Origin of the sequence: Phyllobacterium myrsinacearum (assembly GCF_002980555.1) — a bacterium.
Taxonomy (GTDB): Bacteria; Pseudomonadota; Alphaproteobacteria; order Rhizobiales; family Rhizobiaceae; genus Phyllobacterium; species Phyllobacterium myrsinacearum.
In genome coordinates this window covers 925,044-947,879 of record NZ_PVBT01000001.1, presented here as the reverse complement: position 1 = coordinate 947,879, position 22,836 = coordinate 925,044, and the positions used below count along the sequence as shown (strand labels likewise).

Annotated in this window: 23 protein-coding genes and 1 tRNA gene; 11 read left to right on the top strand and 13 right to left on the bottom strand. The window is 60.6% G+C overall.

Translation table 11 applies throughout. The annotated features are described in order from the left end of the window. Positions 1 to 30: 30 nt before the first annotated feature. From C5750_RS04535 to gatB, 3 genes are read right to left on the bottom strand one after another with little or no spacing between them, the layout of a single operon-like run. Positions 31 to 519: a GNAT family N-acetyltransferase gene (locus tag C5750_RS04535; protein WP_105732634.1), complete on the bottom strand. Its 489-nt coding sequence runs from the start codon at positions 517 to 519 to the stop codon at positions 31 to 33. After that, positions 516 to 1,025, bottom strand: a complete 510-nt coding sequence (locus C5750_RS04530; RefSeq protein ID WP_105732633.1) for a GNAT family N-acetyltransferase — start codon at positions 1,023 to 1,025, stop codon at positions 516 to 518. Before C5750_RS04530 ends, C5750_RS04535 begins: the two co-directional genes overlap by 4 nt. 3 nt (positions 1,026 to 1,028) lie before the next feature. Next, complete coding sequence (gene gatB / locus C5750_RS04525; protein ID WP_105732632.1) at positions 1,029 to 2,531, bottom strand: Asp-tRNA(Asn)/Glu-tRNA(Gln) amidotransferase subunit GatB; 1,503 nt, start codon at positions 2,529 to 2,531, stop codon at positions 1,029 to 1,031. Between the two features lie 201 nt (positions 2,532 to 2,732). Between gatB and C5750_RS04520 the strand changes: the two genes are divergently transcribed. Then, positions 2,733 to 3,368, top strand: coding sequence for a cysteine hydrolase family protein (locus C5750_RS04520; RefSeq protein WP_245420976.1), 636 nt, complete (start codon positions 2,733 to 2,735; stop codon positions 3,366 to 3,368). 566 nt (positions 3,369 to 3,934) lie between these two features. Here C5750_RS04520 and C5750_RS04515 read toward each other — a convergent pair. Further along, positions 3,935 to 4,582 (bottom strand): TetR/AcrR family transcriptional regulator, encoded by a 648-nt coding sequence (locus tag C5750_RS04515; protein ID WP_105732631.1) that lies wholly within the window; start codon positions 4,580 to 4,582, stop codon positions 3,935 to 3,937. Between the two features lie 107 nt (positions 4,583 to 4,689). Between C5750_RS04515 and C5750_RS04510 the strand changes: the two genes are divergently transcribed. From C5750_RS04510 to C5750_RS04490, 5 genes are all read left to right on the top strand, one after another. Next, a complete protein-coding gene (locus tag C5750_RS04510) occupies positions 4,690 to 5,550 on the top strand; it encodes an NAD(P)H-binding protein (RefSeq protein WP_105732630.1) in 861 nt (286 codons plus the stop codon). Between the two features lies 1 nt (position 5,551). Then, positions 5,552 to 6,037 carry an anthrone oxygenase family protein gene (locus C5750_RS04505; protein ID WP_105732629.1) on the top strand — a complete coding sequence of 162 codons (486 nt, stop codon included), beginning with the start codon at positions 5,552 to 5,554 and terminating at the stop codon, positions 6,035 to 6,037. Between the two features lie 137 nt (positions 6,038 to 6,174). Then, a complete protein-coding gene (locus C5750_RS04500; RefSeq protein ID WP_105732628.1) occupies positions 6,175 to 6,489 on the top strand; it encodes an ArsR/SmtB family transcription factor in 315 nt (104 codons plus the stop codon). Next, positions 6,486 to 6,866, top strand: a complete 381-nt coding sequence (locus C5750_RS04495; RefSeq protein WP_105732627.1) for an SRPBCC family protein — start codon at positions 6,486 to 6,488, stop codon at positions 6,864 to 6,866. Before C5750_RS04500 ends, C5750_RS04495 begins: the two co-directional genes overlap by 4 nt. A 36-nt stretch (positions 6,867 to 6,902) precedes the next feature. Further along, on the top strand, positions 6,903 to 7,526 hold the full coding sequence (locus tag C5750_RS04490; protein ID WP_105732626.1) for an ATP-dependent Clp protease proteolytic subunit: 624 nt from the start codon (positions 6,903 to 6,905) through the stop codon (positions 7,524 to 7,526). A gap of 9 nt (positions 7,527 to 7,535) precedes the next feature. On the opposite strand, the gene C5750_RS04485 is transcribed toward C5750_RS04490, so the two are convergent. Beyond that, on the bottom strand, positions 7,536 to 8,177 hold the full coding sequence (locus C5750_RS04485; protein ID WP_105732625.1) for an HD domain-containing protein: 642 nt from the start codon (positions 8,175 to 8,177) through the stop codon (positions 7,536 to 7,538). A gap of 115 nt (positions 8,178 to 8,292) precedes the next feature. Here C5750_RS04485 and C5750_RS04480 point away from each other — a divergent pair, with 115 nt between their 5' ends. Next, positions 8,293 to 9,246, top strand: coding sequence for a GlxA family transcriptional regulator (locus C5750_RS04480; RefSeq protein ID WP_105732624.1), 954 nt, complete (start codon positions 8,293 to 8,295; stop codon positions 9,244 to 9,246). A gap of 212 nt (positions 9,247 to 9,458) precedes the next feature. Further along, positions 9,459 to 9,716, top strand: a complete 258-nt coding sequence (locus tag C5750_RS04475; RefSeq protein WP_105732623.1) for a YjhX family toxin — start codon at positions 9,459 to 9,461, stop codon at positions 9,714 to 9,716. 90 nt (positions 9,717 to 9,806) lie between these two features. Here the strand turns inward: C5750_RS04475 and C5750_RS04470 are convergent, their stop codons facing one another. The 8 genes from C5750_RS04470 to C5750_RS04435 form a co-directional block, all read right to left on the bottom strand. Further along, complete coding sequence (locus tag C5750_RS04470) at positions 9,807 to 11,051, bottom strand: Y-family DNA polymerase (protein ID WP_105732622.1); 1,245 nt, start codon at positions 11,049 to 11,051, stop codon at positions 9,807 to 9,809. A gap of 105 nt (positions 11,052 to 11,156) precedes the next feature. After that, entirely contained in the window at positions 11,157 to 12,947 is a 1,791-nt protein-coding gene (gene recJ / locus C5750_RS04465; protein ID WP_105732621.1) for a single-stranded-DNA-specific exonuclease RecJ, read from the bottom strand. A 71-nt stretch (positions 12,948 to 13,018) separates the two neighbouring features. After that, positions 13,019 to 13,660 carry a hypothetical protein gene (locus C5750_RS04460; protein ID WP_105732620.1) on the bottom strand — a complete coding sequence of 214 codons (642 nt, stop codon included), beginning with the start codon at positions 13,658 to 13,660 and terminating at the stop codon, positions 13,019 to 13,021. Between the two features lie 151 nt (positions 13,661 to 13,811). Further along, complete coding sequence (glpX, locus tag C5750_RS04455) at positions 13,812 to 14,801, bottom strand: class II fructose-bisphosphatase (RefSeq protein ID WP_105732619.1); 990 nt, start codon at positions 14,799 to 14,801, stop codon at positions 13,812 to 13,814. Between the two features lie 217 nt (positions 14,802 to 15,018). Further along, a complete protein-coding gene (locus tag C5750_RS04450; protein WP_105732618.1) occupies positions 15,019 to 15,681 on the bottom strand; it encodes a VOC family protein in 663 nt (220 codons plus the stop codon). 163 nt (positions 15,682 to 15,844) lie between these two features. Beyond that, positions 15,845 to 17,161 carry a homoserine dehydrogenase gene (locus tag C5750_RS04445; RefSeq protein WP_105732617.1) on the bottom strand — a complete coding sequence of 439 codons (1,317 nt, stop codon included), beginning with the start codon at positions 17,159 to 17,161 and terminating at the stop codon, positions 15,845 to 15,847. A gap of 75 nt (positions 17,162 to 17,236) precedes the next feature. Then, positions 17,237 to 18,454: an LL-diaminopimelate aminotransferase gene (locus C5750_RS04440; RefSeq protein ID WP_105732616.1), complete on the bottom strand. Its 1,218-nt coding sequence runs from the start codon at positions 18,452 to 18,454 to the stop codon at positions 17,237 to 17,239. A 186-nt stretch (positions 18,455 to 18,640) separates the two neighbouring features. Beyond that, a complete protein-coding gene (locus tag C5750_RS04435) occupies positions 18,641 to 18,985 on the bottom strand; it encodes a flagellar basal body L-ring protein FlgH (RefSeq protein ID WP_105732615.1) in 345 nt (114 codons plus the stop codon). 248 nt (positions 18,986 to 19,233) lie between these two features. Between C5750_RS04435 and phaC the strand changes: the two genes are divergently transcribed. The 3 genes from phaC to C5750_RS04420 all read left to right on the top strand — a co-directional run bounded on the left by phaC (position 19,234) and on the right by C5750_RS04420 (position 22,823). Continuing rightward, the gene (phaC, locus tag C5750_RS04430; protein ID WP_105732614.1) at positions 19,234 to 21,054 is read left to right on the top strand and encodes a class I poly(R)-hydroxyalkanoic acid synthase; all 1,821 of its coding nucleotides are present in this window, start codon (positions 19,234 to 19,236) and stop codon (positions 21,052 to 21,054) included. 322 nt (positions 21,055 to 21,376) lie between these two features. Then, positions 21,377 to 22,603: a YcbK family protein gene (locus tag C5750_RS04425; protein WP_105732613.1), complete on the top strand. Its 1,227-nt coding sequence runs from the start codon at positions 21,377 to 21,379 to the stop codon at positions 22,601 to 22,603. A gap of 145 nt (positions 22,604 to 22,748) precedes the next feature. Further along, a tRNA-Glu gene (locus tag C5750_RS04420) sits at positions 22,749 to 22,823 on the top strand. Positions 22,824 to 22,836 lie beyond the last annotated feature (13 nt).

Here is a 22,836-nt window from a genome sequence, read left to right as displayed (position 1 = left end):
TATGGCCGTATCACCGGGCGATAGCAAGGGTCAAGTTGCCGCTGGCAGGGCTTCCAGAACCATTTTGAAACCGGCATGGCTCTTCTTGAACCCCAGCCTTTCGTAGAAACGGTGCGCATCCGCGCGCTTGGCGTTCGACATGAGCTGGATCAGCCCCGCGCCGCGTTCCCTGCCGAGCGCAATGCAATGATGGATCAGCTTGGCGCCGATGCCCTGGCCGCGCATGTCGTCGCGCGTCTGCACGGCTTCAATCGTCATGTTGGTCCGGCCGCGGCTGGGAAGCGAGGTTGTGAAGGTGACCTGCGCCGTGGCAACCACCTCACCGCCGAAGACGCCCACCAGAAGGATATCGTTGGCGCTCGCCTCGATCCGCTCGAAGGCCCGCTCATAGCGCGCAAACGCATCCGGATGGACGGTATCGCCGTGCCCGCCCAGGGCATCGGCGGCAAAAAGCGCAATCAGCGCCGGCAAATCAGCGCGTTCAGCCCGGCGGAAAACAGGTTCAGCGGCTGAGGTCACGGTGCAAGCTCATATCCGGACAGGGATTTTTCCATGACCAGAACGGAAATACCGGAATTGGCCTCTCCCCAATTGTCGGTCCGCGCACCGGTCAGGTCAAAGCCCCGGCTTTCATAGAAGCGCCGGGCCTTGTGGTTCGCTTCGATCACTTCGAGCTGCAGCATGAAGACGCCGGGAAACGCGCTTTCCACTTCCGCCAGAAGCAGCGACCCTACGCCGTTGCTCTGCTTTTCCGGATGCACGTAGAGCTGGTTGAGCAGTGCCAGCTTGTGGTCCTTCTGCGAGGCATAGGCCATGCCATAGAGATCGGCGCCGTCATCGGCGAGAATGAACTCGGAATAGGGCTTGGCCAGCTGCTTTTTCAAGGCGTCCAGCGAGTGGTAGCGATTGGTGACCGCATTGACCTTCTCGACGCCATAAACATCGTCATAGGTGGCGTGCCAGGTCGCTACGAGCAATTCACGGACAGTTGCCAGATCGTCCTTCGTCGCGCTTCGAATCCACATGCTTTAATCGACAATCCCGAGTTTTGCCTTGACCAGATCGCTGACAGCCTGCGGATTTGCCTTGCCACCAGTGGACTTCATCACCTGCCCGACAAACCAGCCGGCCATGGTGGGCTTTGCCTTCGCCTGCTCGACCTTATCAGGATTCGCGGCAATGACATCATCGACAGCTTTCTCGATGGCGCCGGTGTCGGTTACCTGCTTCATGCCGCGCTCTTCAACCAGCGCCCGCGGATCGCCGCCCTCATTCCAGACAAGCTCGAACAGGTCCTTGGCGATCTTGCCGGAAATCGTGCCTTCCCGGATCAGATCGATAATACCGCCAAGCTGGACCGGCGATACGGGGGATTCCTCGATGCCCTTGCCCGCCTTGTTCAGCGCGCCGAGCAGATCGTTGATCACCCAGTTGGCGGCAAGCTTGCCGTCGCGCCCTTCAGCCACGGCTTCGAAATAATCGGCAATTGCCTTTTCCGTCACCAGAATGGATGCGTCATAGACCGACAGACCCAGCGCCGAGACAAGCCGCGCCTTCTTGTCGTCGGGCAGTTCCGGCAGATCGGCGCGCAGCTCGTCCACATAGGCCTGCTCGAATTCGAGGGGCAGAAGGTCAGGATCGGGGAAATAGCGGTAGTCATGCGCCTCTTCCTTGGTGCGCATCGAGCGCGTCTCGCCCTTCACCGGATCGAACAGGCGCGTTTCCTGATCGATCGATCCGCCGTCTTCGAGAATGGCGATCTGGCGGCGGGCTTCGTAGTCGATCGCCTGGCCGACAAAGCGGATCGAGTTGACGTTCTTGATTTCGCACCGGGTGCCGAACGCACCGCCGGGACGGCGCACGGACACGTTGACGTCGGCGCGCATGGAGCCTTCATCCATATTGCCGTCGCAGGTGCCGAGATAGCGCACGATGGTGCGCATCTTGGTCAGGTATGCCTTGGCTTCGTCGGCCGAGCGCATGTCCGGCTTGGAGACGATTTCCATCAGCGCCACGCCGGACCGGTTCAGGTCCACATAGGACATGGTGGGGTTCTGGTCGTGCAGGGACTTGCCGGCGTCCTGCTCCAGATGCAGACGCTCGATGCCGATTTCGATATCTTCGAACTGGCCCTTGTTGTCGGGTCCGACGGAAATGAGCATCGTGCCTTCGCCGACGATGGGCTGCTTGAACTGCGAGATCTGGTAACCCTGCGGCAAATCCGGATAAAAATAGTTCTTCCGGTCGAAGACCGATTTCAGGTTGATCTGTGCCTTCAGGCCAAGACCGGTCCGAATCGCCTGGCGCACGCACCATTCATTGATGACGGGCAGCATGCCGGGCATGGCGGCATCGACAAGTGACACATTCTCGTTGGGTTCGGCACCGAACGTTGTCGAGGCACCGGAGAACAGCTTCGAATTGGATGTGACCTGCGCATGAACTTCCATGCCGACGACAATTTCCCAGTCGCCTGTGGCACCGGAAATGAAACGCTTGGGTTCGGGCGTACGGGTATCAACGAGAGTCATGCTGGGCTGTCATTCCTGGCTAAATTTGTCTGTCTACTGGCTAGTCGAAACAGCCCCTTGAGGCAAGTGTTTCTCCATCTTGCGGCCGCGCGATTGCGCAAATGCGCCGCTTCGGCCTGTTTTTCCGGCGCAGCAATGCTACCGTTGATTCTCGCTGGCGGTGATCGGGAGAGGATCGCCGGAGACATTCGGAGGATATCCATGCAGAACATCAATGGTCTCGCCATTCCTGAGACTCTTGCCGAAATGGTCAGGCCCGAGACAACGGCGCTGGTCGTTTATGACATGCAGGTCGGCATATTGCAGCAGATGCAGGACGGCGGCGCCATTCTCGGCAAGGTGCTGCAAACCCTCGAGATCGCGCGTTCCGCCGGTATCCGCATCTTCTTCATGCGCCATATGTCCCTGCCGAAAAAGATGGCCGGCGTGTTTCAATTCAAGCAGATGATGGCCTGGCAGCGCAAGACATCCGCCAGCGATGTCGAACCGTGGTTCCTGCGCGACAGTCCCGGTTTTGCGCTTGCGCCGGAACTTGATGTTCGCGAGGATGAAGCCATTCTCGACAAGATCACCTTCTCGGCGTTCGAAGGCACGCCTTTGGCGATCGCCATGCGCGACTGCGGTCTGAAGAGTTTCATCATCTGCGGGATAGCGACAGAGATCGGTATCGACCCGACGGTTCGCAACGGCGCCGATCTTGGCTTTGTTCCGGTTGTCCTGACCGATGCCTGCGGCGGCGGCCACGCGGAAGCGGCAGAGCGGTCGATGGCCAACCTTGCCTATATGGGTGATGCGATGCTGTGCACGGTCGAGGAACTCTCAGCAGCGGTTCGATAGGCCAAGGGATATCAAGTGCGTGGCGCATGATTGTTCTGCAACGCTCTTCCCCGTTGCCACGCCCGCAAATGCGTCTGGCTGTTGAAAGAGGAGAATGACGGGCGGTCCTTGGAACGCGGGTCTAGGGGTAGTCTATATGCGATGCTTGCGATCCAAGGACCACCCGCCCCGGCGTTTTTGAGGTTTTTGCCGGGTGTACCACCACCGGGCCAAACCTCCCCGGCCGCACGAGGTTTTCCTCCCTGCATGGCCGAAGCGCCGATCCTTTCCCGACTTTCGAAAGTTTCCGGAAGCATTCCCGCCGGAAAGGACGAGGAGAAGGATAACTTGGGTTGGGAGAACGTGGATAAGTTTCACCCCAATTATTTTTTACCCCCCTCTGGGCTGCCGCCCATCTCCCCCACAAGGGGGGAGATCAGCTGTCATTGCTGTTTCAGCTAATCTTCAACATTGAAGATAACGCAAAGGCGTTGATGCCAATGTGATCTCCCCCCTTGTGGGGGAGATGGGCGGCAGCCCAGAGGGGGGTGACAATCAGACAAAGGCTTAGCGCATGAATGCCTTTTCTAACCCGCCAGCATTTCCCGCAACACCATCCGCTTGAACGTCTCGACCAGCGCATCGCCTTCCCCGCGCTCGACGGAAATCGCAAGGTGCATGGTGGCCTGCCCCAGATGCATGATCAGGAAACTCGAGCTTTCCAGCCGCGCCCTGTCCGCCGCCGGGTTGATGCGCAAACGCGCCGCGGCAAGCACGGCGCCATTCAGGCGGCTGTCATGCAGATCGATATCGCGCAGCGCCTTGTCCGCCTGCGTTCCCGACCAGATGTCGCGCATGACGGGTTCCGCCAGAAACATCGCGTGATACGTATCGATCAATTCGGCAAAAGATGTCTGCAAGCCCTTCATATCGCTCACATTTTGCAGCGCGTCCGCAATGCATTCGCGCCCCAGTGCATTGTACCTTTCCGCCAGAGTCCCGATGATCGACCCCTTGTCCGGAAAGTACTGGTAGAGCGACCCGATCGATATTTCCGCCATCTGCGCCACGTCGCTCATGCGCATGGCATCGCTGCCGCCCGTGGCGATGAGCGTCGAGGCACAGGACAGGATGCGTTCCACCCTCTCCTTGCTGCGCCGCTGCGTCGGCTCCTTGCGCGGCATGGTGGCTTCCCTGTCGCCGGAGGCAGGCACAACAGACGCAATCTCGTTCATGGGCAGGATCTCCAGGGTTCTCAAATTCCGCTTGACTCGCAGAATATGAGGATTTATCACATATTGCAAATGTGAGGATTACTCATATTTACACAAGGGAGATCATCATGACCAGCAGCAACAGCATATCGACAGCAAAACCCATTCTCATCGTCGGCGGTACGGGCAAGACCGGACGCCGCGTGGCGCAACGGCTCGCCGCGCAGAATGTGCCTGTGCGCATCGGTTCGCGCAGCGGCAACCCGGCCTTTGACTGGGAAGACCGCAACACATGGCTTCCCGCGCTTGATGGCGTCAAAGCCGCCTACATCACCTATTATCCGGACATTGCCATTCCTGGTGCCACACAGACCGTCGAGGCATTCGCGCGGCTTGCCGTGGACAATGGCGTGAAGCGGCTCGTGCTCCTGTCGGGGCGCGGCGAGCACGAGGCCCAGCGTGCCGAAACGGCATTTCAGCAGTCCGGCGCCGACTGGACCATCGTCCGCGCCAGCTGGTTCGCCCAGAATTTCAGCGAAAACGTCATGCTGGCCTCCATCCTTGCCGGTGAACTCGCCCTGCCGGTCGGCGATGTGGGCGAGCCGTTCATCGATGCCAACGATATCGCCGACGTGGTGGCGGCAGCGCTGACCGATGACCGCCATATCGGTGAGCTCTATGAGGTCACCGGGCCGCGTCTCTTGACTTTTGCCGATGCCACGGCAGAAATCGCCAGCGCCGTCAAACGCGATATTCGCTATGTGACGATCACGCCGGAACAGTTCGCGCAGGGGTTGGCCCAGGAACAGCTTCCGCCCGAGATCGTCGGCCTGCTCAATGAGCTCTTCACCCAGGTGCTTGACGGGCGCAACGAATATCTCGCCGATGGCGTGCAACGGGCGCTGGGCCGCGCCCCGCGTGACTTCTCGCACTACGTTCAGGAAACAGCAGCAACCGGCGTCTGGTCCGGTATTTCGGAGGGACAGTAACATGTGGCTACCTATTCTCACCCTTTTGGCCGCCCTGGGAAGCGGCCTGATGGCAGGGTTGTTCTTCGCCTTTTCAAGCTTCGTCATGGCGGCGCTGGCAAAACTGCCAGCCGAACAGGGTATCGCCGCGATGAACTCGATCAACGTGACGATCCTCAATTTCTCATTCTCCCTGGCCTTTTTCGGCACGGCGGCGATCTGTGTCGTCCTCGGCGTGGTCAGCGTCATGCGCTGGGGTGAATCCGGGTCGCTCGCCCTGCTTGCGGGCAGCGTGCTTTTCCTCGTTGGCACCATCATCGTCACCATGGTGTTCAACGTGCCGCTGAATGACACACTGGCTGCAATCAGCCCGACAAGCGCCGAAGGCGCGAGTGCATGGACAACCTATCTGAATGGCTGGCTGCCGTGGAACCATGTGCGGACAGTGGCGAATTTCGCCGCCCTCGCCGCCTTCATCTTCGCGTTCGCCCAGCAGTCGCAGGCTTGAAGCATCCGGCAAGCTGAAGCGTTCATCCGCTCTGCCCATACAATGAAACCCGGCCGTCCCACGGCCGGGTTTTTGCTTTGCAGAGTTCTCGTAAAATCACACTTGCGACTCACATAAGTCTGTGCTTATGTATTGGCATGTCCGAAGTCGATATATTCAAGGCCCTTGCCGACCCCACCCGCCGCGCCGTGTTTGAACGGCTGGCCGATGGCGAGAAGAATGCGACCGAGCTGCGCGAGGGTTTTTCCCTGTCGCAGCCTGCGATGTCGCAGCATCTGGCCGTCCTGCGCTCCGCCGGCCTTGTTGCCGAGCAGAAATCGGGCCGCCACGTTCATTACCGGGTCAACCCCGATGGCCTTGCGCAACTGCATCAATGGCTCCACCGCTACCGCGCCTTCTGGCCGCAGCGCGTCGATGAATTGAAACAGCTTTTGAAGGAAATGGATCAATGACCAGCGAAACGGCAGAGACCGGCCCGGCACTGCGTTATGAATATGATCTGGATGCTGCACCGTCAAAAGTCTGGCGCGCGTTGACCGTGCCGGAATTCGTCGCCCGCTGGCTGCTACCCGACCCGCAGGCGCCGCAGGAGCCACCGCGCATTTCGCTTGAGGTGATCGAAGCCGATGCGGAGCGCTTTGTCCGCTATTCCATGCGCGAAAAGGATGATGCCGTGGCTGACAGCATCGTCACCTTCCGGCTTAACCCCAATGGATCAGGCGGTACGATTTTCAGCATCGTGCATGAGCCTGTTGTCGCGGTGATGCCCCAGGGCCGCACCGCCGCCAATGGCAATGCGCCGCCGACGACCATGCGCCTCGCCGCTTAAACACACAGAAATACAACTGATGAAGGAGTGTTCGCCATGCGCGACATGATGCAGCTCGTCCCTATGGTCGTGGAACAATCCAGCCGCGGCGAACGGTCGTTCGATATTTACTCGCGTCTGCTCAGGGAGCGCATTGTCTTCCTGAACGGTCAGGTGGAAGACGGCATGGCAGCGCTGATCTGCGCCCAGCTGCTGTTCCTCGAATCCGAAAACCCGAAAAAGCCGATCTCGATGTACATCAACTCGCCCGGCGGCGTCATCACCTCGGGCCTTGCCATCTATGACACGATGCAGTTCATCACCTGCCCGGTCGCCACGCTGTGCATGGGCACGGCGCGCTCCATGGGATCGTTCCTGCTGATGGCGGGCGAACCCGGCCACCGCGCCGCCCTGCCCAATTCGAGCCTGCATGTGCACCAGCCGCTCGGCGGTTTTCAGGGCCAGGCTTCGGATATTTTCATTCAGGCGCAGGAAATGGCGGTGGTCAAGCAGCGCATGACCCGGCTCTATGCCGAGCACTGCGGCCGCACCGTGGAAGAGGTCGAGAAAACCCTCGACCGCGACCATTTCATGACCGCGCAGGAAGGCCTCGACTGGGGCCTTGTCGACACGATCATCAGCAAACGCGACGGCAATCCGCTGCAGCTGACAAAGGACTGAGGCGACCGTTCAGGCCTTCCAGTGCGAGCAGCGGATCACCTCGCAGAAATTGCCGCGATGGAAATGCGGATCCTTGTCCGCCAGCACATCGGCCTTGACGTTGCCGAATGTCGTCTGCGGCTTGTGCTTGATACCGTCATAGAAGGCCTGAATGATATCCTCCTTGAAATGCGCGCTGCGCGGGAAAGCTTTCACCACGGCCTCGCGCTCCGCATCGCTGTAGTGCCTGTAGGTCAGGCCCAGCACATCCATTTCCACGCCCGCGGTCACCAGCGCCACCACCGGATGCATATGCTGCGGAATCCCCGGCGTCGTATGCAGGGCAATTGCCGTCCACACCGTGTCGATATCCGCCTGCGCAATGCCGTGGCTGCGCAGAAAATCCCGTGCCGCATTGGCGCCATCGACCTCGAAGCGCTCATCGGCGCTGGAATGCCGATGCGTGAGGCCCATGTCGTGGAACATGGCGCCGGTATAGAGCAGCTCGGGATCGAATGTCAGGCCTTTCTGCTGCCCGGCAATGGCGCCGAAATAATAGACGCGGCTTGAATGGTTGAAGAGCAGTTCCGAAGCCGTGTCGCGCACCAGCTCCGTCACACCTCGCGCCAGTTTCGTGTCGGGAATCCTGATGCCGCCGATGGAAATGGACATATCGCTTTCTCCTTTGTCTCGGGAGCCTCAATCTATCGGGCGCGGCTTGTGGCAGCAATTGACGCAATACGGCTAATTCTGCCATTATGCGACCTCAAGTGCCACGGAGCGGAATATGCGGATCATCACCCTATTGGCCATGCCCGGCGTCCAGCTTCTCGACGTCTCCGGCCCCATGGACGTGTTTGCCGAAGCCAATGTGCAGGCGGGCCATACGGAATATCAATTGCTGGTGGCGGGCGCCGAGGCCGGTCCGGTCAGCAGCTCTTCCGGGGTGCGGCTGCTGCCGGACCGCTTAATGACCGACGCCCGGCCTGATATCAGCGACACCGTTCTGGTTGCCGGCTGCCCGCATGCGGCGGATATCCGCCTGACTGGGGCGCAGCGGCAATGGCTGCGGGACGCCTGCCTTCAGGCGCGGCGCTTTGGTTCGGTCTGCAGCGGCGCTTTCCTGCTTGCAGCCGCCGGACTTCTCGATGACAGGCGGGTGACGACGCATTGGGCCATGGCGGATGCGCTCGCGGCGGCCTATCCCGCGCTGCGGGTGGATGCCGATGCGCTGCATGTGCGCGATGGACCTGTGCGCACGGCTGCGGGCGTCACCGCCGGTCTCGACATGGCGCTCGCCCTGGTCGAAGAGGATCTTGGCCGGGAGATCGCCCTGAAAGTCGCCGCGCAGCTGGTGATGTTCTTCAAGCGTCCCGGCGGACAGATGCAGTTCAGCCGCCGCGGCGAAGCCGAACCGGGCGGACGCTCCGCCCTGCAGGAGGTGCAGCGCTGGGTTATCGCCCGGCCTGCGGAAGACCATTGCGTCGCGAGCCTTGCGCAGCGGGCCGGGCTCAGTCCGCGCCATTTTGCCCGCATTTTCCAGCAGGAAGTGGGCATGACACCGGCCGCATGGGTGGAAACGGCGCGCATCGATGCCGCGCGCAAGCGCCTCGAAGACAGCCACCAGCTGCCGAAGCAGGTCGCAGCCGAATGCGGCTTTGCCGATGCCGATACGCTGCGCCGCGCCTTCATGCGCCATGTCGGCGTAACGCCGGCAGAGTACAGGCGGCGGTATCTGTAGCGGTGCGGCGCGCCGCGCTTTGACATCGCCGTTTTCTTCTTTTATACGGCTCATCCACACCGATGGAGTGTTTATGTCTAACCAGTCTGAGTCCCTCTAAAGCCCCAGCTTCTTTGAAGGTTGGGGCGTGAAAACAGGAGCCCCGCGCCAAAGTTCTTTGGCAGCGGACGTGTTCTCATGGGCTTTTGCCCGTTTTCCCAGGACTTGGATCAATGGATATTTCGCGCGACGAACAGCGCATACTTCACCTGCTCGCCCAGGGCGGCAAAATCTTGCTTGAAAAAGATGAGCGCAAGGCCATCACGGATATCATCTGCCTGACCCGCGATGGTTCCCGCTACACCGCCTGCGACATCAGGCTCTTCCGCAAGCTCAAACAGAAAAAGGCCATCGCCTCGTCAGGCGGCGGCCCCTACCGGGTGACCCGGCGCGGCCTGCAACTGGTCCGCTCGGAGCTGGACAACCGGTAATGGCATGGCCGGCGGCGTGGAAACACGCCGCCGGTTTTATGCAACGGGTTTCCACAAACCACGCACAATGGCGATGCAAATATTGCCTCCTCAAAAATCTTCCGGTTCCGGAATCCGCCCGAAAGCAATCTTGGAGCCGATGTAATTGCCGGGACCGGTCGTCAGCCCGAGATTGAGGGCTTTGGAGCCATGGCGCACCCGCACCTTGTCGAGCAGGTCCGAAACACGTTCCCATTGGCCTCGCTGCTCGGTCATCCCCTGTGTGTCGAACAGATCAAGGCTTGCCTCCGTCTCGCCGGAAAGATCATGCAACACGACGGTGACCGAATTGACCTTCTTCATTTCACCCGCCTTGACCAGATTTTCATGCAACCCATTGAGGCAATTGAGAAAACTATGATCGTCCCGCGCCGGGCGGAACTGGCCTTCCACCGTCACGCGGCTATCCCAGCGCGTGCCCACGGTATAGCTGAGCGCTCCCGCGCGGTAATGCGATCGCCGCAGGCGCCGCGCCGCACTGAGGCACAGCAGCCGCGCGCATTGCAGCACCTTGTCGGGCGCGCGCCAATCCGGCGGCAGATTGCGGCCGTGACCGAACATGCGCTTGACGGTCTCCGGTTTTTCCACCGCATAGCCATGCAGCGCCGCGACGAAACGCTCGCCTTCCACACTGTTCCAGATCGCACGGGCATGTTTGGGCGCCAGCGCCCAGAGGCCACGCACATCGTTCACGCCGGACTGCCCGAGGCGCTGTTCCATTCCCTTGGAAATACCAGGCAAATCCTTCAGGCGAAGGTCGAACAGCCGTCCCGGCAGGTCGTCATCGCCGAGCACCACGCAGCCATCGGGCTTGTCCATCTCAGCGGCGATCTTGGCAAGCAGCTCGTTGAGGGAAACGCCGATCGAACAGGTCAGCACCGCGCCCATTTCGTCGTGCAGCGCCCGCTTGATGCGCGCCGCCAGCCCCTGCGGGTCCCTGGCTTCGGAGGCCAGCAGCGTGCATGCCACCTCGTCAATCGAGCGCACGGCGGCAATTGGCACGCAGGTCTCGATGGTCGACAGAATCCGGTTGTGCAGCTTCACATAGACATCGGGCCGCGCTTCCAGAAACACGATATCCGGGCAGAGTTCGCGCGCATCGCGCACCGAGGTGCCTGTCTTGATGCCGAAGGGTTTTGCCTCGCGGCTGGCGGCAATGACGCTTGTATGCGGCGAATCCAGCGGCACCACCGCGACGGGCCGGTTGCGCAGCGCCGGATTGAGCTGCTGCTCGGCACTGGCAAAAAAGCTGTCAAAATCCAGATAGAGCTTTTCCAGATGGGTTGGTTTACGCATGGGCCACGGGGTCTGTTCTCGTTGCAGAATGAGAACAAAAATAGAACATACAGCCATTCAATGCAAACTGAATCAGAGAATGCCGCGATCCCTGCTGACAGATGGTCAAGCCCGCGCTGCATCCATGATGCGGAACTGCGTGGTTGTCGAGCCGTTCCAGTGGTTCAAGGCCAGATTGCCCGCCACATGCATGGATTGGCCGAGATTGCCGAAGAGGAAATCACCCAGCGGTCCGCCCGTTGCACGAAAGGCAATGGCGTTGATGCGCTTGCCGTCGGCACCCGCCAGCGTCGCCTTGACATGGTTCGTGCCGACAGTGCGGGCATCGACAAGCCGGTGGTGCGGCAATGCCAGCACCGGTTGCGGATGGCCGGAACCAAATGGCCCCGCCCGTTCCATGGTCTCGTAGAGCGGCACCGTCGCGCCGGATGCGCTGAGCGCACCGTCAATGGCCAATGACTGGTTCGCGCGCAGCTGGCCGACCATTTCGGCCGCCTGCTCCTCGAAGAAGGCCCGCAGCGCGCCCATCTTGCCGCGCTCCACCGTGATGCCGGCCGCCATGGCATGGCCGCCGCCTTTGACCAACAGCCCGGCATCGACGGCGCTGCGCACCAGTTTTCCCAGATCAAACCCGCTGATCGAACGGCCGGAACCGCTGCCGGTTCCATTGACGTTGAAGGCGATGGCAAAGACCGGGCGCCGCGCCCGCTCCTTCAGCCGGGCCGCGATCAGGCCGACAATGCCCGGGTGCCAGTCGTCGCTGGCGGTCACCAGAACGGCAGGTCCGCCGCCGCTCGACATTTCCAGCATGGCCTCGGCTTCCGCCTGCTCCAGCATGATGGTTTCCATCGCCTGCCGCTCGGTGTTGAGCCGGTCGAGCTCGGCAGCAATCCGCGCCGCCTCGTTCGGATCGTCCAGCGTCAGCAGCCGCGCACCGAGCCCGGCATCGCCGATGCGCCCGCCCGCATTGATGCGCGGACCGATGAGATAGCCGAAATGAAAGGCGCTGAGCGGTTCGCCAATGCGCGAAACCCGCGCCAGGGCGGCCAGCCCGGCATTCTGCTGCGCCCGTGCCACCATAAGCCCCTTGACCACGAAGGCACGGTTGAGTTCCTTCAGCGGCACCACATCGCACACGGTGGCAAGCGCCACCAGATCGAGCATCGACAACAGATCAGGCGGCAGCGTTCCCGTCGCAATGCGCTGCGCGCGCAAGGTGCGCAGAACCTGCACCAGGGTGAGGAACACCACACCGGCTGCGCAGAGATGGCCCTGCCCGGACAGATCGTCCTCGCGGTTGGGATTGACCACCGCCGTGGCTGCGGCAGGCAGCTCGCCGCCGACCTGATGATGGTCGAGCACCACCACATCGGCACCCGCTTCGCGCGCAGCCTCGATGGCCGCCGCACTGTTGGTGCCGCAATCCACCGTCACGATCAGGGAAGCGCCATTTTGCGCCAGTTCGCGCATGGCCTGCGGATTGGGCCCATAGCCCTCGAAAATCCGGTCGGGGATATAGATATGGTTGGCAACGCCGTAATGGCTGAGAAAGCGCGAGAGAATGGCCGACGAACAGGCGCCATCCACATCGTAATCGCCGAAAATCGCCACCTTTTCGTGCTTGCCGATGGCCTGTGCGATACGAGCGGCTGCCTTTTCCATATCGGTCAGCGATGCGGGATCGGGCATCAGGCCCTTGATGGTCGGGTCCATGAAGGCGGGCGCATCGTCAACGCCGACGCCGCGCCCGGCGAGAACGCGGGTGACGAGATCGGGAAAACCATGGTTCTGCGCCATGGCGAGCGCAATATTGGCTTCACGCGGCCCCAGCCGGTCAACCCATTTCAGACCGGTTGCAGAATGTTCAACGCCGAGGAAAAGCCGTTCTGGTGCCATGCAAGGGTTCAATCATCCGGCAGCGCCGAATGCAATGCTCCGAACGATCTATCCGGTGCACAAACCAGCAATTACTGCGGGGCTGTCGCGGGTGCAGCCTGACCGTTGACCGGCGGCGTGCCCAGATCATTCATCGTCGTGGCAATCGAGGTCGCAAAATCGGCAAGGCTGCGCTCGGCCGCATCCTTGCTGCCCTTGGCATAGTTGGCGGCGGGCTGGATCAGCAGATAGCGGCTGTGCATGCCGACCACGCAAACCAGGAAGGCGTGCTTCTCCTGCGCCGCATCGGCGGTCACGCACGGCATGGCCCGGCCGGCGCTGTAGGGCAGCGTTGTCTGCACCGCGATTTCACCGGGCTGGGTCGAATGGTACTGGGTGGCCTTTTCAAAGAGATCGCGCACGACGGGATCGTCCGCACCGTCCTTGATCGGGTAAGCGGCATCCTTGTTGCTGGCCCGCACGCCCGCCATCGTCACCGTCGCCCTGGCGTCAACGGCTTCATACTCGGCCGTCACGGTGAAATCCTGCGGATTGACGCTGTGTTTGACCAGCGTAAAGGGTCCGACCATCTGCGGAAACCGGTCGGCAATCGAATTGGAGCGATAACCTTGAATGAGATCAAGGTAAGGGTCCTGCGCAAAGGCACTGTTCAGCGGGCCCAGAAGAACGAGCGTTGATACAAGGCAACCGGTTATTTTCGTTCGGATATTCATGGCTGTTCCACCGATCTGAACTCCCGCTGTGAAAATACCTCAAAAAGCATGGCCTCAATAGGGCATTTCCTATTGAGGCATGAACGCAGTTAATAAAATGCCCTGCGGATCAGCTGACCCGCAGGGCAAAAAGTGATTTGGTTCAGGTAACTTACTGGAACTTCGTCATATCCTGATGCTTCGCCTTGATCTCGCGCACGGTCTGCGAATGCGAGCGCATGACGATCGTGTGGGTCTGGATGTAGTCGCGCGCGAATTTGACGCCGGAGAGCATGTTGCCATCGGTAACACCCGTGGCCGCGAACAGCACATCGCCCTTGGCCATTTCTTCCATGGTGTAGATCTTCTTCGGGTCGCTGATGCCCATCTTGGCGGCGCGGGCAATCTTGTCGTCGCTGTTGAGCTGCAAGCGGCCCTGCATCTGGCCGCCGATGCAGCGCAGAGCCGCTGCGGCAAGAACGCCTTCCGGTGCACCGCCGATGCCGATGTAGATATCGATGCCGGTTTCGTCGGGATCGGTCGTGTGGATCACCCCGGCGACGTCGCCATCGCCGATGAGACGGATGGAAGCGCCGGTTGCACGCACTTCCTCGATCAGGCGCGCATGGCGCGGGCGGTCCATGATGCAGGCGGTGATTTCATTGACCGGAACGCCCTTGGCCTTGGCCACGGCAGCAATATTTTCCGCCGCAGGCGCGTCGAGCTGGATGATACCAGCGGGATAGCCCGGTCCGACGGCAATCTTTTCCATGTAGACGTCAGGTGCGTAAAGCAGGTTGCCCTTTTCGGCAATAGCGATGACGGCGAGCGAGTTGGGCAGGTTCTTGGCGCAGATGGTGGTGCCTTCAAGCGGATCAAGCGCAATGTCGACCTCGGGGCCTGTACGCGTGCCGACTTCCTCGCCGATGTAGAGCATCGGCGCTTCGTCACGCTCGCCCTCGCCGATGACAACGGTACCGCTGATGGGAAGACGATTGAGTTCCTGACGCATGGCATCCACGGCGGCCTGATCGGCAGCCATTTCATCGCCGCGCCCGCGCAGACGTGCGGCGGCAACGGCGGCACGCTCGGTCACGCGGACAAGCTCAAGGGTCAAAATACGGTCGAGGCCCATCGAAGTCTGGTCAGAAGTTTTCGGCATAATCTATCCTGCGTTCGTGTGGGAGTTACCCTTTTGCGGATCAACAGGGCACTTCCTAGCATTGCTGTGCAAACCTTTTGTCAAAGTCGCAGAGCAGCGGCAAGACCCCGCCGGCAGGAAAGTGCCTTCACCGAAAAAGCTAATCGATTAAACGGGGTAGCCGCCGTTCACGAAGCAATACAAGCCTTTTACAAACGGTCATATGTGCCAGGGAAAACTACAGGGATACCAGCGTCGTCCATTCGGAGAGCGAACTGGTGCGGGCGCGCACGGGCGCATCGATCCCGATCATCAGCGGCGCCCGCGCCGCATGCCTGTCAAGCGTGGGAAACCACAAACGGTTCCTGTCGACAAGGATCAGCAGGCCATCCGTATCGCCCGCCGGGGCAAAGGCCTCCGTCTGCGGCGGGAAAGCCGGCAGGCCGAAATCCGCCGCCAGCGCATCGATGGTTGCCTTGACGTTGTCGACGGCAAAGCCAACCTCGGCAATGGAAAAGGGCTGCAAGCCGACAAATGGCAGCCCGCTATACTCATCATGGGCAATGTACTCCAGGATGATGCCTTCCGGGCCGATGAAATAGAGCGAACGCGAGTGCCAGCCATCCGGCCCGCCGACCACATCTGAATCGCCGACGGAAATCAGCGTGACGCGCTTGCTCAGCCAGTCCCTGATCCGGCCGAACTTCGTCGGCGCAATGCCAAACGCCAGGTGATGCACACCGCTGAAAGCCTCGCCCTTTTCCATGATGAGACGGCTGTAACCGATGGTTACCGCCGCATGTCCGGCATGCTCGTCGACGGGAAACTGCAATACGTCGCGATAGAAGGCCGCAGCGGCGGCCAAATCCTGCACGGTGATGCGCGCGGAGAGAATTTTCATGTCCTGGGTCCCTGGAAATCATACGATCCGGCGACCGTAATTCCTCAACCATGGTTGAGGTCAACAGCAACAAGCAATTGTTTTTTAAAATTTTATTCGGGAAAGCAAAACGCCACCCTGGTATCCCCGGGGTGGCGCTGGCTTTTCAAGAGGACCGGGCGTATCAGCCGGCGCGTTCGATGCGGATCATCTGCGGCTTATCCGTGGAATGACCATCCTTGACGATGCCCTCAAGCGCTTTCTTGACTGCCGCTTCGGTGGTTTCGTGGGTAACGAGGATGACCGTCTTGGTGGCATCCGGGTGATTCACGGCACTCTGGCGCTGGACGATGGATTCCAGCGAAATCTCATTGTCGGCCATGCGCTTGGCAATCGCCGCAAAGACGCCCGCGCGGTCATGCACGGTCAGGCGGATGAAGTATCCGCCCTCATGCGAACGCATTTTGGCGCGTTTGTACGGAGCCAGCGCCTTTGCCGGCGTGCCGAAGACGGGCCCATGCTGGAAGCCCGGACGGCTCTTGGCGATATCGGCGAGATCACCGATAACCGCCGATGCGGTTGCCGCACCGCCCGCCCCCGGACCCGACAATAGCAGTTCGCCGAGAAGATCGGTTTCAATGGCCACCGCATTGGTTACGCCATGCACCTGCGCAATCACCGATTCGACCGGCACCATGGTCGGATGCACGCGCTGTTCGATGCCGCTGTCGGTCTTCAATGCGACGCCAAGCAGCTTGATGCGGTAACCAAGTTCATCGGCGGCCTTGATATCGGCCAGCGAGATATTGCTGATCCCTTCGAGATAGATATCGTCGGCGGCAATCTGCGTGCCGAAGGCAAGGCTGGTCAGAATCGCCAGTTTGTGCGCCGTGTCATTGCCCTCGATATCGAATGTCGGATCGGCTTCCGCATAGCCGAGACGCTGGGCGTCGGCGAGGCAATCCTCGAAGGAAATGCCCTCGTCCCACATCCGCGTCAGGATGTAGTTGCAGGTGCCGTTCATGATGCCGTAGACGCGCGACACGGTATTGCCGGTCAGGGACTCGCGCAGGGCCTTGATAACGGGAATACCGCCAGCCACCGCCGCTTCGAAGTTGAGCAGGACACCTTTTTCCTCGGCGATCTTGGCGAGAGAAACACCGTGCTTGGCCAGAAGCGCCTTGTTGGCGGTGACCACATGCCGTCCCGACTTGAGCGCCGCCTCAACGGCAACGCGCGCCGGACCTTCGTCGCCGCCGATCAGCTCGATGAACACGTCGATATTGTTCGACTTGGCCAGGGCAACCGGATCGTCGAACCAGGTGGCCGACGAGAAATCCACGCCGCGATCCCGCTTGGCATCACGGGCGGACACGGCGGTGACGATGATTTCCTTGCCGCACTGACGGGTGAGCATGTCGCCCTTGTCCCGCAAAATTTTCAGGACCGAGGCACCAACAGTGCCCAGTCCGGCGATTCCCACGCGCAGCGCATCACTCATCGTTCATTTCCCTGAAGTGTTTTAGCCTGAAGCGGCGCCCGGCGGCGCCGCGAGTTCCGGTGTCGGCACGCCGCGTCAGCGGCGCGCGTTCAACGGAATGACGTTGTGCAGCTTTTCATCCGCCGTTGCAAGGAACCGCTTGAGGTTGCGGGCTGCCTGACGAATGCGATGCTCGTTCTCGACCAGCGCGATGCGGATATAGTCATCGCCATGCTCGCCGAAGCCGATGCCGGGCGCCACGGCCACATCCGCGTGCTCGATCAGCAGCTTGGAGAATTCCAGCGAGCCAAGGCTGCGGAACTTTTCCGGGATCGGCGCCCAGGCAAACATCGTCGCCGCCGGTGACGGGATATCCCAGCCGGCGCGGGCAAAACTGTCGACCAGCACATCGCGGCGATGCTTGTAGACCGCACGCACTTCCGCAATGTCGGAACCATCGCCGTTCAGCGCCGCCGCGGCGGCAACCTGAATGGGCGTGAACGCACCATAATCGAGATAGGATTTGACCCGGGTGAGCGCCGAGATCAGGCGTTCATTGCCGACGGCAAAACCCATGCGCCAGCCCGGCATCGAGAATGTCTTCGACATGGAGGTGAATTCCACCGCGACATCGATCGCGCCCGGCACCTGCAGGACGGACGGAGGCGGCGCATCGTCGAAGTAAATTTCGGAATAGGCCAGATCCGACAGAATGATGATTTCATTCTTGCGGGCAAAGGCGACCACATCCTTGTAGAAATCCAGCGATGCCACATGGGCGGTCGGATTGGAGGGGTAGTTGAGGATCAGCGCCAGCGGCTTGGGGATCGAATGACGAATGCCGCGTTCCAAAGCCGGAATGAACTGATCGTCGGGCATCGCCGGGATGGAACGGATGACGCCGCCGGACATGATGAAGCCGAACGCATGGATCGGATAGGTCGGATCGGGGCACAGCACGACATCGCCGGGCGCGGTGATCGCCTGCGCCATGTTGGCAAAGCCTTCCTTCGAGCCAAGGGTCGCCACGACCTGCGTGTCGGGATTGAGCTTGACGCCGAAACGCCGCTCGTAATAGGCGGCCTGGGCGCGGCGCAGGCCGGGAATGCCTTTCGACGAGGAATAGCGGTGCGTGCGCGGGTCCTGGACGGCTTCGCACAGCTTGTCGACAATACCCTGCGGCGTCGGCAAATCGGGATTGCCCATACCCAGATCGATAATGTCCGCACCCGCCGCTCGCGCGCTCGCCTTCAGGCGATTGACCTGTTCAAAAACGTAAGGTGGCAGGCGGCGAACTTTATGAAATTCTTCCATAGGTTTGGGTCCGGTAAAAATGGGTTCAATGTGCGGGTGCGCTATACACCCAAACTGCACGGCGGTCGAGCGATCATTGGCATCGCGCATTGAGCGCCGGGGCCATCGCCCTCATGCCATCCAGTTCGGGATTTCCCTGATAAAGACACCCGTTCATGGTGTCTTCATGGCCTTGCCTGCGGCGCGTTATTGCCCGCTTTCAATGGCCTTCAAATCATCCTGCTGCTGCTGGACCAGCTTCTTCATCTCCGCCTGCCGTCTGGCAACGGCGGCCGGATCGGCGGTGGCATTGCCCTGCCCGCCCTTGGCCGCGACGAGGTTCTTGTGCAGATTGTCCTTCTCCTGCGGCGTGAGCTGCGCGGTTTCGCCCTTCGGATCGGGCGTGAAAACCGGAAAGGTGCCGGTGTTGACCGGACCGGTCAGCGGCGAATTCGACATGGGCTCGGGCGGCATGTTCGCGCAGGCGCTCAAACCGGCAATCAGAACGGCGCCAACCGCGTAGCTTGTGATGGTCTTGACCGAGATATTCATTGTTTGTCCTGACTGCCGGAATCGATATTCATCATAGTGATATGAAATGCACATTAGAGGGATAGCATTAGAGCAACCGACATTCAAATAGGTTCAACTCCGTTTCTCCCATGGAAATACAATCTGCGAAACAGGTGACAAGGCCGTGATCTTTCCTGCACAATGACCGCAATTGAATGTCCGTTGCTCTGACTTGTGGTATCATATCTACTAAGCTGATCGGAGGATCGGCGGGAGGGAGCGAATATATGGATAACCCAGGCGACAAGAGCGCTAAAACGCCGAACCTCGACAATTATGTCATCAAGGATCCGGAAGCCTTCGCACGCAATGTCGCCCATATGATCGAACAGGCCGGCAAGGCCGCCTCCGCCTGGGTCGAGCCGCGTGAAAAAGGCTTGAAACGCGACACGATCGCCGATCCCGTCACCGATGTGGTGAAAACCCTCTCGCGTGTTTCCGAATACTGGCTGTCCGAACCGGGCCGCGCGCTGGAAGCGCAGACGAAGCTGTTCGCCAGCTACATGGCCATCTGGTCCAATTCCATCCGCCGCATGAGCGGCGAACAGGTCGACGATGTCGTCAAGCCCGACAAGGGCGACAAGCGCTTTGCCGATGAGGACTGGGGCAAGAACGCTTTCTTCGACTTCCTCAAGCAGGCCTATCTCGTCACGGCAAACTGGGCCGGGGAACTGGTCACCCATGCCGAAGGCCTCGACGATCACACGCGCCACAAGGCAGCGTTCTACGTCAAGCAGCTGACCACGGCGATATCGCCCAGCAACTTCCTGCTGACCAATCCGGAACTCTACAAGGAAACGGTCGCCAGCAATGGCGAGAATCTGGTCAAGGGCATGAAGATGCTGGCGGAGGACATCGTCGCCGGCGGCGGCGACCTGCGCCTGCGGCAATCGGATATGACCAAGTTCGCCCTTGGCGAAAATGTGGCGACCACCCCCGGCAAGGTGATCGCGCGCAGCGATGTCGCCGAAATCATCCAGTATGAACCTTCGACGCCGGATGTCCTGAAGCGTCCCCTTTTGATCTGCCCGCCCTGGATCAACAAATTCTATATTCTCGATCTCAACGCGGAAAAATCCTTCATCAAATGGGCCATCGACCAGGGACATACCGTGTTCGTGATCTCCTGGGTCAATCCGGACCAGCGTCACGCCATGAAGGACTGGACTGCCTATATCAATGAAGGCCTGCGCTTTGGCCTCGACACCATCGAGAACGCAACGGGCGAAAAGGCCGTCAATGCTATCGGCTATTGCGTCGGCGGAACGCTCCTGAGCGCCGCCCTTGCCCTGTTTGCCCAGGAAGGCGAAAACAGGATCAGGAGCGCGACCCTTTTCACCACGCAGGTCGATTTCACCTATGCAGGCGATCTCAAGGTTTTTGTTGACGAGGATCAGATTCGCGCCCTGGAAGCCGCCATGTCGGCCGAAGGCTATCTGGACGGCACGCGCATGGCGACCGCTTTCAACATGCTGCGGTCCGGCGACCTGATCTGGCCCTATGTCGTCAACAATTACATGCGCGGCCGCGATCCCGTGCCCTTTGACCTTCTCTACTGGAATGCGGATGCCACGCGCATGAGCGCGGCCAATCATTCCTACTATCTGCGCAACTGCTATCTCGACAACAATCTGGTGCGCGGGATGATGAAGCTCGCCGGACAAAACCTGTCACTGGGCGATGTCAAAATCCCCATCTACAATCTCGCCGCCAAGGAGGACCACATTGCACCGGCGCTGTCGGTTTTTACCGGCTGCAAATATTTCGGCGGCGATGTCACCTACGTCCTGGCCGGCTCCGGCCATATCGCCGGTGTGGTCAACCCGCCCGCCAAGAACAAATACCAGTATTGGACCGGCGGCTCGCCCGCCGGCGCGTTCGATGAATGGCTCACCAACACGTCGGAGCATCCCGGCTCCTGGTGGAATCATTGGCAGAAATGGATCGAATCGCAGGACGATGCGCGTGTTTCCGCACGCCAGCCCGGTGAAAATGGCACAGAAATTCTCGGCGAAGCGCCGGGAACCTATGTCCGCATCCGCGTCTGAAAACCCGCTATTTTGCTGGCTTTTGAGTTGATCCCGGCCATGAAAACCATGGCAGGAAGGTGGCCAATCACGTTTTCGCCTTATTCTGGCGATAGCCCGGAGCTTGTGGAGACGTTTAAAAATCGTTAACTTTACGCTCTCTCTGCCGGTGTTTTTGCACTTCACCTAAACTTCGCGAGCATCCTGCTCATCTCAAAGCGGATTGGACCGAACAATTGCAAAAGCCGGAAAAGACGAGACGGGGGAATCGTTGAACAAGCTGTCAGCCTCAGTAGCAGCCTTCCGGGCAAGCACCGCTATTTGCTTCGTAACGATTTTTGCGATGGCGACGGCGTCCTGCACGTCGACGGGCTCCGCGCCGACTGCCGGCTCCGTCCTCAATGTCGCATCAGCCACGACAAGCACGGCGACAGCCAGCGCCGATCCGCATGCGATACCGGCAGCCGGATCTGAAAAAACATCCCCCGAAGCACTGGCTCTTGCGGGCGGCACCGAGACGAACGCTGCCAAGGCAGCCACTCAGGCTGCCGCAGCGGAAGCGCAGGGCAAAACGGTTGCCGGCCACCCGCAATCACCGAAGGAGGCAGCCGCAGCCCAGCAAGCGGCCAAAGCCACGGCGGAAACGGGGCAGCATGTCACAGCCTTTGCGCCCGCCGCCGTGAAGCCGCCGGTAAAGACATCCCTCTTCGGAAGCGCTGCGCCGGAAACGGCCGAGCAGCCGCAGGCGGCTGAAGCGCATGCCGCGCCGGAGACCGGGGCAAAGCCAACCAAGGCGGACGTGGAAACCAAGGCGGCGCAGGCTGCTTCCAGCGAAGCCGGGCAGACGATTGCCGTTCCCGACGCCAAACCAGCGGTGCATGCGCCAGCATCCGGCAAGGACAATGGCTTGCTGATGCGGCTCTTTGCCAACAATGCAGGCGCTTCCGCCTCAAAACGCCAGGTGGCCGTCATTCAGCCCAAGGCACAGGCGCAGCTCAAGGCCATCAGCGGCAATGCCACCGGACAGGTGGCCAGCGCCGCCGGCTTGCCTTCGCCATCCAATTACAGGCCGACCGAACATCTCTCGTCCCTGCCCGGCGTGCGCCCGAATGGCGGCATTCAGATCATGCAGCGCGACAGTCTTTATCAGGACGATGACGAATCAGCGGCGGCGCCGGTGATTCTGGCCTCGGCGGCGGGACTGGCCCGGCTGGCCCCCAACGGCCTCAAGGTTCAGCGCGAAAGCGTCGACGTCGCCTGCCTGAAACCGCAACTGGTCGGCATGCTCAAGACGATCGAACGCCGCTTCGGCAAATCGGTGATCGTAACGTCGGGCTATCGCAGCCCGCCCTATAACCGGCTGGTGAACGGCGCAAAGGCTTCTCTCCATATGTCCTGCGCGGCTGCGGATATCCAGGTTCCCGGCGTTTCCAAGTGGGATCTGGCGAATTTTGCCCGGACAATGCCCGGCCGCGGCGGTGTGGGCACCTATTGCTACACCGAATCGGTCCACGTCGATATCGGCCCGACTCGCGACTGGAATTGGCGTTGCGGTAGCCGCCGCGGCTGATCCGGATCGATTGCGGCCGCTCGCAATCGCCCATGCAAGCAGCATTTGTGCACAGACCCGCGAAGAATTTTCACTTTTCCCGAAAAAGAATGAAATATGGGGTTGCAGTCGAAAAACTGTTTCACTATAAGCCGCTTACCTGCAGGCGCCCATCGTCTAGCGGTTAGGACGGCGCCCTTTCACGGCGCAAACAGGGGTTCGATTCCCCTTGGGCGTACCAGGCTTTCTCCCTG